At 63.5% G+C, this 8,702-nt stretch carries 10 protein-coding genes and 1 pseudogene; 2 read left to right on the top strand and 9 right to left on the bottom strand.

Features of this window, described 5'->3' with window-relative positions; genetic code table 11:
* Nucleotides 1–121 precede the first annotated feature (121 nt).
* Entirely contained in the window at nt 122–1,030 is a 909-nt protein-coding gene (locus tag EN914_RS14600; RefSeq protein WP_024503047.1) for a LysR substrate-binding domain-containing protein, read from the bottom strand.
* 110 nt (nt 1,031–1,140) lie between these two features.
* On the opposite strand from EN914_RS14600, the gene EN914_RS14595 reads away from it, so the two are divergent.
* Complete coding sequence (locus EN914_RS14595; RefSeq protein ID WP_013532552.1) at nt 1,141–1,431, top strand: muconolactone Delta-isomerase family protein; 291 nt, start codon at nt 1,141–1,143, stop codon at nt 1,429–1,431.
* Between the two features lie 174 nt (nt 1,432–1,605).
* Nucleotides 1,606–2,604: a transporter gene (locus EN914_RS14590; RefSeq protein WP_024503048.1), complete on the top strand. Its 999-nt coding sequence runs from the start codon at nt 1,606–1,608 to the stop codon at nt 2,602–2,604.
* A 16-nt stretch (nt 2,605–2,620) separates the two neighbouring features.
* Here EN914_RS14590 and EN914_RS14585 read toward each other — a convergent pair whose 3' ends face one another.
* The 8 genes and pseudogenes from EN914_RS14585 to EN914_RS14550 form a co-directional block, all read right to left on the bottom strand.
* Nucleotides 2,621–3,307: a glutathione S-transferase family protein gene (locus tag EN914_RS14585; protein ID WP_024503049.1), complete on the bottom strand. Its 687-nt coding sequence runs from the start codon at nt 3,305–3,307 to the stop codon at nt 2,621–2,623.
* A gap of 9 nt (nt 3,308–3,316) precedes the next feature.
* Nucleotides 3,317–4,243, bottom strand: coding sequence for an EamA family transporter RarD (gene rarD / locus EN914_RS14580; protein ID WP_024503050.1), 927 nt, complete (start codon nt 4,241–4,243; stop codon nt 3,317–3,319).
* Nucleotides 4,244–4,326: 83 nt separating this feature from the next.
* Nucleotides 4,327–5,949 carry a citramalate synthase gene (cimA, locus tag EN914_RS14575; protein WP_196815395.1) on the bottom strand — a complete coding sequence of 541 codons (1,623 nt, stop codon included), beginning with the start codon at nt 5,947–5,949 and terminating at the stop codon, nt 4,327–4,329.
* Nucleotides 5,946–6,902: a prolyl aminopeptidase gene (gene pip, locus EN914_RS14570; RefSeq protein WP_024503052.1), complete on the bottom strand. Its 957-nt coding sequence runs from the start codon at nt 6,900–6,902 to the stop codon at nt 5,946–5,948. The genes cimA and pip overlap by 4 nt, the downstream gene beginning before the upstream one ends.
* Nucleotides 6,899–7,375 carry a GFA family protein gene (locus EN914_RS14565; protein ID WP_013532558.1) on the bottom strand — a complete coding sequence of 159 codons (477 nt, stop codon included), beginning with the start codon at nt 7,373–7,375 and terminating at the stop codon, nt 6,899–6,901. Before EN914_RS14565 ends, pip begins: the two co-directional genes overlap by 4 nt.
* Nucleotides 7,372–7,863, bottom strand: a complete 492-nt coding sequence (locus tag EN914_RS14560; protein ID WP_013532559.1) for a GFA family protein — start codon at nt 7,861–7,863, stop codon at nt 7,372–7,374. The genes EN914_RS14565 and EN914_RS14560 overlap by 4 nt, the downstream gene beginning before the upstream one ends.
* A 6-nt stretch (nt 7,864–7,869) precedes the next feature.
* Nucleotides 7,870–8,256 carry a VOC family protein gene (locus EN914_RS14555; protein ID WP_013532560.1) on the bottom strand — a complete coding sequence of 129 codons (387 nt, stop codon included), beginning with the start codon at nt 8,254–8,256 and terminating at the stop codon, nt 7,870–7,872.
* Nucleotides 8,253–8,702 (bottom strand): annotated as a pseudogene (locus EN914_RS14550) (cysteine--tRNA ligase); the annotation flags it as partial. The pseudogene EN914_RS14550 and the gene EN914_RS14555, both read right to left, overlap by 4 nt.

Raw genomic sequence — 8,702 nt, 5'->3', positions numbered from 1 at the left:
CAGTAAGGCAGTAGGGGAATAGGGGAGCAGACGGCACCGACGCCTATCCCTACTGCCCTACTGCCCTACTGCCCTACTGCCCTACTGCCCTACTGCCCTACTGCCCTACTGCCCTACTGCCCTACTGCCCTACTCCCCTACTCCCCTCTTCCGCCGCAGCCTGCCGCAAATCGGCAATCACCGCGCGCCGGTCATGACGCCGCCAAGCGAGATGGAGTGAAACCGTGCGGTCGAACCACGGCAGGTCGCGAAACACGATCCGCGGCGGCGCGGCGGCACGCAGGCTGGCTTGCACCGTCGCCAGGCCGAGACCCGCGCTGACAAGGCCGAGCGAGGTCAGCGGGTCCGCCGTCTCATAGGCGATGTCGGGCAAGAAGCCGGCTTTGGCGCAGGCGGCAAGGAACTGGCCGCGATTGGTGTCGTCCGGCTGGCGCACGACGGTGATCCAGGTGCGACCGTCAAGATGGTGCGGCCCGATCTCTGGCACTTCAACGAGTGGGTCATCTTCGGGGATCGCCAGCACCAGCGGCTCATGCCGCAGCGCCATGGCGGCGACATCCGGATCATCATCGGGTGGCGACGAGTAGACAAAGCCCAGATCCAGCGACCGCTGCCGTAGCCCTTCCAACTGCGCCGCCGAACGCAGGCTTCTCAGCTGCAGGTGGAAATCCGGCCGGTCGCGACGGAACTGGCGCAGCATCCCGGCGACAAGCCCGGCATGAACGGCCCCTTCGACATAACCGATGGCGAGCCGGCCGACGGCACCGCTGGCCAGGTTGCGGCCGAACTCCTCCACACGTCGCGCATTGGACAGCAGCGCGCGGGCCTCGGGGAGGAAGGCGCGGCCCTCGGCGTTGAGATGGACCCGCTGCTTCGACCTCTCAAAGAGGGAAACACCCAACTGCTCCTCGAGCTGGATGATCTGCCGGCTGAGTGGCGATTGGGAAATATGCAGCATTTCGGCTGCGCGCCCGACATTTCCGGTTTCGGCGACCGTGACGAAATAGCGGAGCTGGCGCAGGTCGAACATTTCTCCTCCAAGGCTCAAGTCCTTTTGGGTCTCAACTTTAGCCTAATCAGTCTTGGACTGTCTGACCAGCCAAAAGCGATAATCGCCCATCCCAACCAAAGGAGACCGCCATGCAGTTCTTTGCCCTTCTCGCTCGCAACACCGAAAAATTTACCGATGCCGATTTCGCTCCACTTCTGCCCGGCGAAGCCGAACAGCGGCGCACGCTCTACGCCGAAGGGGCGGTACGTCAGGTGTGGAACCGAGGCGACATCCCGGGCAGCGGCATGATGCTCGAGGCTGCTGATGATGCTGAGGTTCGCGGCCACCTCGCCACCTTGCCGTTGGTCAAGGCCGGCATGATGGACATTGCCGCAATCGTGCCCCTCAAGCCCTACCCCGGCTTCGGCCCGAAGCACTGACAGGGCACATCCGGGGGTGACGAAGGCGTCACCCCCAGATTGACACGGGGGATCGACAGACTGTGATCGGCTGTCAAGAAACCGTCACACGAAACCGGCTTCGCGCGTGCTAGGAATCAGTATCAGGCAGCCGCCGTGCGGCGCCATCTTCGGAACATGCATCTGGCACCGCCCATGGACATCACTCTCGCCCCGGAAGGCACCGATCTGTCGCCCTACCTGCCCGACGAGCACGGACTGTTCTTCATCTATCACTTCACCGCTGAGGGCGTGCGAACCAGGGACGCCGCCGCCGCGCACTGGACATGGCGCAGCTACCAGCTTTCCGACATGCGGGCCCGTCACGAAATCGGCGCCGATCGGGCTTTGCCGGCACCGGTGCGTGAAGCTTTCCTGTCCGCCAGCCATGGCTGCCACATCGACCTCGAGGACGACTGGCTCTATGGCGATCTGCCGGACCTGCGCCATGACTATTCGGCGGAAGCGGGCGGGCTTGGCCATTTCCGCTTCGCGCTCAATGACACGATGCTGGTCGGCGCCCGCAAGCAACCGCTGCAGTCGGTCGACAACATCCGCAAGGCGATCGAGAATGGATCGCGCAAGTTCCGCTCGCCAGCCGAGTTGATCGAGGCTGTCGTCGGCCAGTCGTTCGATGGCATGGTGGCGGAACTCGCGGCACTCGGCGACAGTCTCGACGGCATCGAAGACCGTATCGTCTGCGACGCATGGCACAATGAACGGCAATCCCTGGTCGACGCGCGCCGGCATCTGGTGGTGATCCACAGGCAGATGGCGACGCTGACCAATCTGTTCCGTCACCTTGATCATTCGCACCGCAACGACCTGCCAGACAGCATCAACGACATGGCCGCGCGCCTTTCACACCGGGCGCAGACGCTGCACTATGACGGCGAGCAGTTGCAGGCGCGCGCCCGGCTATTGCAGGACGAGCTTATGGCAAAGCTGACGACGCAGTCGAACCGGCTGCTGTACGTCCTGTCGGTAATGACGGCGGTGCTGTTGCCGATGACCATCATCTCAGGCCTGTTCGGCATGAACGTTGGGGGCCTGCCGCTGGTCGACACGCCAATGGGCTTTTGGGTGGTGACGGCTGTGTCGATGGTGATCGCGGGCGCGACCTATCTCTTTGTCAGGCGGCTCGGACAGATGTAGCACCCGCCGGCAGCTTTCACGCAGTGACGCGAAGATCCTCGATGATGGTGCCGGCGGCGGCCACTTCCGCTTCGTGATCGGGCTCGCGCCAGGTCTCGGCAAGCCCAGCCGCATGCCATTCGCGCATCGCCGGCAGAGCAAGCAACTGCGCCGGATACGCTGCAGCCGCACCCTCGAAGGAGAGCCCATAAGACTGTGCGCGGAACGCCACCGGGGCAAAGAAAGCATCTACTGCGGTGAAATGAGCGCCCGCCAGAAATGGTCCGCCGAAACGAGCAAGACCATCATTCCAGAGGTCGCCGAGGCGAAAGAGGTCCTGCTTCAGCGCATCGGACATCGGAAACGGCTCTACCCGCACGCCGCAACTCATCGGACAGGCGCTGCGCAATGCGGTGAAGCTCGAATGCATCTCGGCGGCGGCCGAGCGCGCCCAGGCGCGCGCCTTGGCTTCGACGGGCCACACGCCATGGTGGCGTTCTGCCAGATATTCGACGATGGCCAGCGAATCCCAGACCGCCCAGCCGTCGTCGACCAGGCACGGCACGCGGCCGCTCGGCGAGAAGGAACGGTACAGATCCCAGCTCGATCCGGTCGGGAATGGCGTCAGCCGCTCCTCGAATGGGATATCCAGCGCGCGCATCAGCACCCAGGGCCGCAGCGACCATGAGGAATAATTTTTGTTGGCGATATGCAGCAGGTACATCGAACCCCCTTACCGTACGGGCTGCGGCGCGGCGCGTCGCGCTGTCGTCAACATCGACCAGGAATAGACCGCCAAAGCCGCCCAGATCAGCGCAAAGGCGATGGCCTGGATGGTGCCGAAAGGCTCGTCGAAGATCAGAACGGCGATCAGGAACACCATGGTCGGCGCGATATATTGCATGATGCCGATGGTTGACAGCCGCAGCAGCTTGGCGCCGAAGGCGAACAGCAACAACGGCACTGATGTGACTGGACCGCAGCCGATCAGCAACGCCGTATCCGTGCCACTGCTGGATACGATGTGGTCCTGTCCGGTTGCGATGAGATAGACGATGTAGCCAAGTGCCGGCACCGACAGCAGAAGGACTTCGAGCAAAAATCCCTGGCTCGGGCCGATCGGCAGCGTCTTGCGGAAGAAGCCGTAGGCGGCGAAGGAAAACGCCAACGCCAGCGACACCCAGGGCAGCTTGCCGCCTTCGATGGTCAGCACGGCGACGGCGACGGCCGCCAGCACCACCGCCGCGATCTGCAGCCGGTCGAGCCGCTCGCCGAGCAGCAGCGCGCCGACAACGACGCTGACCAGGGGATTGATGTAGTAGCCGAGCGCGGTTTCGACGGTGCGGTCGACCGCGATCGCCCAGACATAGATGCCCCAGTTGACCGAGATCAGCGCCGCCGTCAGCGCGGCCATGGCGATGGTGCGTGGCGAACGCAGCGCCGCCTTGAAATCCGCCGTGCGGCCGGCCCAGATCAGAACGGCGGCGGCGATCGGCACCGACCAGACGATGCGATGGGCAATGACTTCCGCGAGCGGCAGATGAGCGACCGCCTTCATGTAGAAGGGCAGCAATCCCCATAGCAGATAGGCGCCGAGCGCCAGCAGAAAGCCGCGCCGGGCCTTGGACTCTGCATCCAGGGTAATTGCTTCAGTGGCCATGGGCCAACGCTATGGCCCAGTCACCTTGGCAAGACCATCGCAAAGTTCTGATGGATCAATGGACTTTCGCTGATGGTTCAACCCTATTCGGCGGCCACCAGTCCGGCCATCTCGCGGTTCTTCATCAGCTTGTAGACGATGGAATCCATCAGCGCCTGGAACGAGGCGTCTATGATGTTCTCGGAAACTCCCACCGTCCACCAGCGTGCGCCGGTGCCGTCATGCGATTCGATCAGAACGCGGGTGATCGCCTCGGTACCGCCATTGAGGATACGCACCTTGAAGTCGGCCAGCTCCATGTCGGCGATCTCGCCCTGGAATTTGCCGAGGTCCTTGCGCAGCGCGATGTCGAGCGCGTTGACCGGGCCATGCCCCTCGGCCACCGACATCTTCTCCTCGCCATCGACCACCACCTTGACGATCGCTTCGGAGACCGTCTTCAACTGGCCGTTGGCGTCGAAGCGGCGCTCGACCATGCAGCGGAACGAGGTGACGTTGAAGAATTCCGGCAGGCCGTGCAGCATCTTGCGGGCGAGGAGTTCGAAGCTGGCATCGGCGCCTTCATAGGCGTAGCCCTCGGCCTCGCGCTCCTTGACCACGGATATCAGCGCGTCGAGCCGGTGATCGTCCTTCGGCACCTCGATGCCGCGTCGCCTCAGCTCGGCGAGGAAATTGGCCTTGCCGCCCTGGTCCGAGACCATGACACGGCGGCGGTTGCCGACGGTTTCGGGGGGGACGTGCTCATAGGTCGCCGGCTCCTTGGCCAGTGCGGATGCGTGGATACCCGCCTTGGTGGCGAAGGCGGAAGCGCCGACATAGGGCGCTTGCGCCTCTGGCGCTCGGTTCAGGAGTTCGTCAAATGCGCGCGACAACCTGGAAATGCCTGTCAACGCCTCAGCCGAAATGCCAGTTTCGAAACGATCGGCGAAGGCCGGCTTTAGCGCCAGCGTCGGCACGATCGAGATCAAATTGGCGTTGCCGCAGCGCTCCCCGATGCCGTTGAGCGTGCCCTGGATCTGGCGCACGCCAGCCTCGACAGCGGCGAGGGAATTCGCCACGGCCTGGCCGGTGTCGTCATGGGCATGGATACCGAGATGATCGCCTGAAATACCCGACGAAATAACCTTCTCGACGATGGCGCGGACTTCCGATGGCTGCGTGCCGCCATTGGTGTCGCACAGCACCACCCAGCGCGCCCCGGCATCATAGGCGGTCCTGGCGCAGGCCAGCGCGTAGTCGGGATTGGCCTTGATGCCATCGAAGAAATGCTCGCAGTCGACCAATGCCTCCTTGCCGGCGGCGATCGCCGCCTCGACGGAGGCCTTGATGGCGTCGAGGTTCTCCTCATTGGTGCAGCCGAGCGCGACACGGACGTGGTAGTCCCAGCTCTTGGCGACGAAGCAGATGGCATCCGACTTCGATTGCACAAGTGACGCAAGGCCGGGATCGTTGGACGCCGACACCCCTGCCCGCTTGGTCATGCCGAAGGCGACGAATTTGGCGCGCTCCGTGCGCTTCTCCTGGAAGAAGGCGGTGTCGGTCGGGTTGGCGCCGGGATAGCCGCCTTCGACATAGTCGAGGCCAAAAGCGTCAAGCAGTTTTGCGATGGCGATCTTGTCCTCGACGGAAAAGTCGATGCCCGGCGTCTGCTGGCCATCGCGCAATGTGGTGTCGAAGAGATAGAGGCGCTCGCGGGTCATGGTCATTTGCCTGCAAACTTGTCCGTCGCGCGGATCAGCCGGTCGAGGATACCCGGCTCCGAATAAGCATGGCCGGCGCCCTCGATCAGATGGAAATCCGCCTTTGGCCAGGCCTTGTGCAGCGCCCAGGCATAGCGCGCCGGGCATGGCATGTCGTAGCGGCCATGGACGATGGTGCCGGGGATGTCGCTCAGCCTGTGCGCGTCGCGCAGCAATTGTCCCTCTTCCAGCCAGCCGGCATGGACGAAATAGTGGTTCTCGATGCGGGCGAACGCGACGGCATAGTCGTCCTGCCCAAACGGACCGCTTGTCTCCGGCTCGGGTAACAGCGTGATCGTTTCGCCTTCCCACAGGCTCCAGGCGCGGGCCGCCTCGATCTGCGCCTTGCGATCCGTGCCGACCAGCCGCTTGCGATAGGCGGCCATCATGTCGCTGCGCTCGGCCTCCGGGATCGGCGCCAGGAAGCGCTCCCATTTGTCCGGGAACATTTCCGAGACGCCGAACTGATAGTACCATTCCAGTTCCGCACGCGTCAGCGTGTAGATGCCGCGCACCACCAGTTCGCTGACGCGTTCTGGATGGGTCTCGGCGTAGGCGAGCGCAAGCGTCGACCCCCAGGAGCCGCCGAACACCAGCCATTTGTCGAAGCCGGCCATTTCGCGCAGCCGTTCGATGTCGGCGACCAGGTGCCATGTCGTATTGGCTTCGAGCGAGGCGTTGGGCGTCGATTTTCCGCAGCCACGCTGGTCGAACAGGATGACATCGTAGAGCTTCGGGTCGAACAGCCGCCGGTGTTTTGGCGAAATGGTGCCGCCCGGCCCGCCATGCAGGAACACCGCCGGCTTGGCGCCTTTGGTGCCGGAACGCTCCCAGTAGACCTGGTGGCCGTCGCCGACATCGAGCATGCCGGAATCGAACGCCTCGATCTCGGGATAAAGCGTACGCAATTGACTGCTCATAGTTGTAAACCTTTGGTCGGCCAGTCCGGCGTTTCATGGTCTGGGTGCTGGAAGGAGATGATGGATTCCTGCCTGTTGTAATAATCAGGATCCTGGTGGACGGGCTGATCGAAGATCGTCTCCACCCAGGGCAACCGCGCGGCATAGTTGACCTGGATCTGCGGTGCCAGGTCCGAACGGTCGTCGAAGGCACCGATCGCGATTTCCAGCCCGCCGGGCTGCCGATATGTCAGCGGCGTGCCGCAGCGGGCGCAGAAACCACGATCGATGTTGACCGACGACTGGAAATAACTCGGCTCTTCATGGGTCCATTCGACGCCATCTCTGGGCACCGTGACCAGCGCGCCGAAGAACGAGCCGAACTGCTTCTGGCACATGCGGCAATGGCAGATGGACGGACGGCCGAGCGCTCCATGAACGCGGAAGCGCACGGCGCCACACTGGCAGCCGCCGGTTCTTACCTGATCGGTCATGATCTTTCCTTTGGCGGCCATTGTTCGGTGTCGTGATCGGGGTGCTGGTAGGAAACGAGATCGGCCAGATAGGAGGCCGACGACATGTCGGCCATGGTGTCCTCGCCCGGCAATTGCGGGATCGAGTCGACATAGGGCAGCTTTGCCTCGATCCCCCATTGAATCAGCGGCACGATCTCCGCTGGATTGTCGAACGCACCGATGGCGAGGCCAACCCCGTCCGGCGCGGTGAAGGTCAGCGGCGTGCCGCAATCGGCGCAAAAACCGCGATCGACATGGTTGGACGAACGGAAGTATTTCGGCTCGCCGCGCGTCCAGTCGAGTCTGGCGCCACGCACCGAAACCAGCGGCGCGTAGAACGCGCCGAACGCCTTCTGGCACATGCGGCAATGGCAGACCGAAGCGTCGCCCAAAGCGCCTTCAACGCGAAAGCGCACCGCGCCGCACTGGCAGCCGCCGGTGTAGATCGGTCGGTTGTCGAGGCTCATCGCTGATCACTCCGGCGCATGGCAGACGGCCTCGACGTTGTTGCCGTCGGGATCGAGGACGAAGGCGCCATAGTAGTCCGGGTGATAGTGCGGGCGCAGGCCCGGCCCGCCATTGTCCTTGCCGCCGGCGGCAAGCGCCGCAGCATAGAAGGCTTCGACCTCGGCGCGGCTGCGCGCGGTGAAGGCGACGTGCTGATGGGCCTTCTGACCATCCTTGCCTTCCTGCAGCCAGAATACCGGCCGATCGCGACCGTAGCCACCGACCTTTTTACCGCCGGTGTACTCCAGCGGCACCATATACAACAGCGCGGCACCAAGCGGCGCCATCGCCTTGTCATAGAAAGCCTTCGAAGCGTCGAAATCGGCAACGTTGATGCCGAGATGATCGATCATCTTTTTACCTCCCAGGTGGTGATGCGTTCGCCTGTGACCGGATCCTTGCCGTCCTTCAACTGTATCCCCTGGGCCAGCAGGTCGTCGCGGATGCGGTCGGCTTCGGCCCAGTTCTTGGCGGCGATGAACGCGAGACGCTTGGCGATGGCCTTGGCGACGTGGCCTTCATCAACCTTCGCCGACGCGACGTCGAAGCCGAGGAACAGCAGCGACGCCTTCAGCGATGCAGCGGCATCGTTGCCGTCCACTGCCTCGCCGGCCAACTGGGTCAGGATCTGGAAGGTGGCATAGGTGGCGAGATCGTCCGACAAGGCGTCGATGATCTCCACGGGCACCTGTCCCGCCGCCGTCGGCGCGAGGTCGGCCCCCCGCTTCCATTTTCGCAGGGTGTTCTCGGCCTCTTCCAGCTTGCGCACGGAAAAGTCGATCGGCTCGCGATAATGCGT

Origin of the sequence: Mesorhizobium sp. M7A.F.Ca.CA.001.08.2.1 (assembly GCF_003998455.1) — a bacterium.
Lineage (GTDB): Bacteria > Pseudomonadota > Alphaproteobacteria > Rhizobiales > Rhizobiaceae > Mesorhizobium > Mesorhizobium ciceri.
This window is presented reverse-complemented; position numbering and strand designations above follow the sequence as displayed.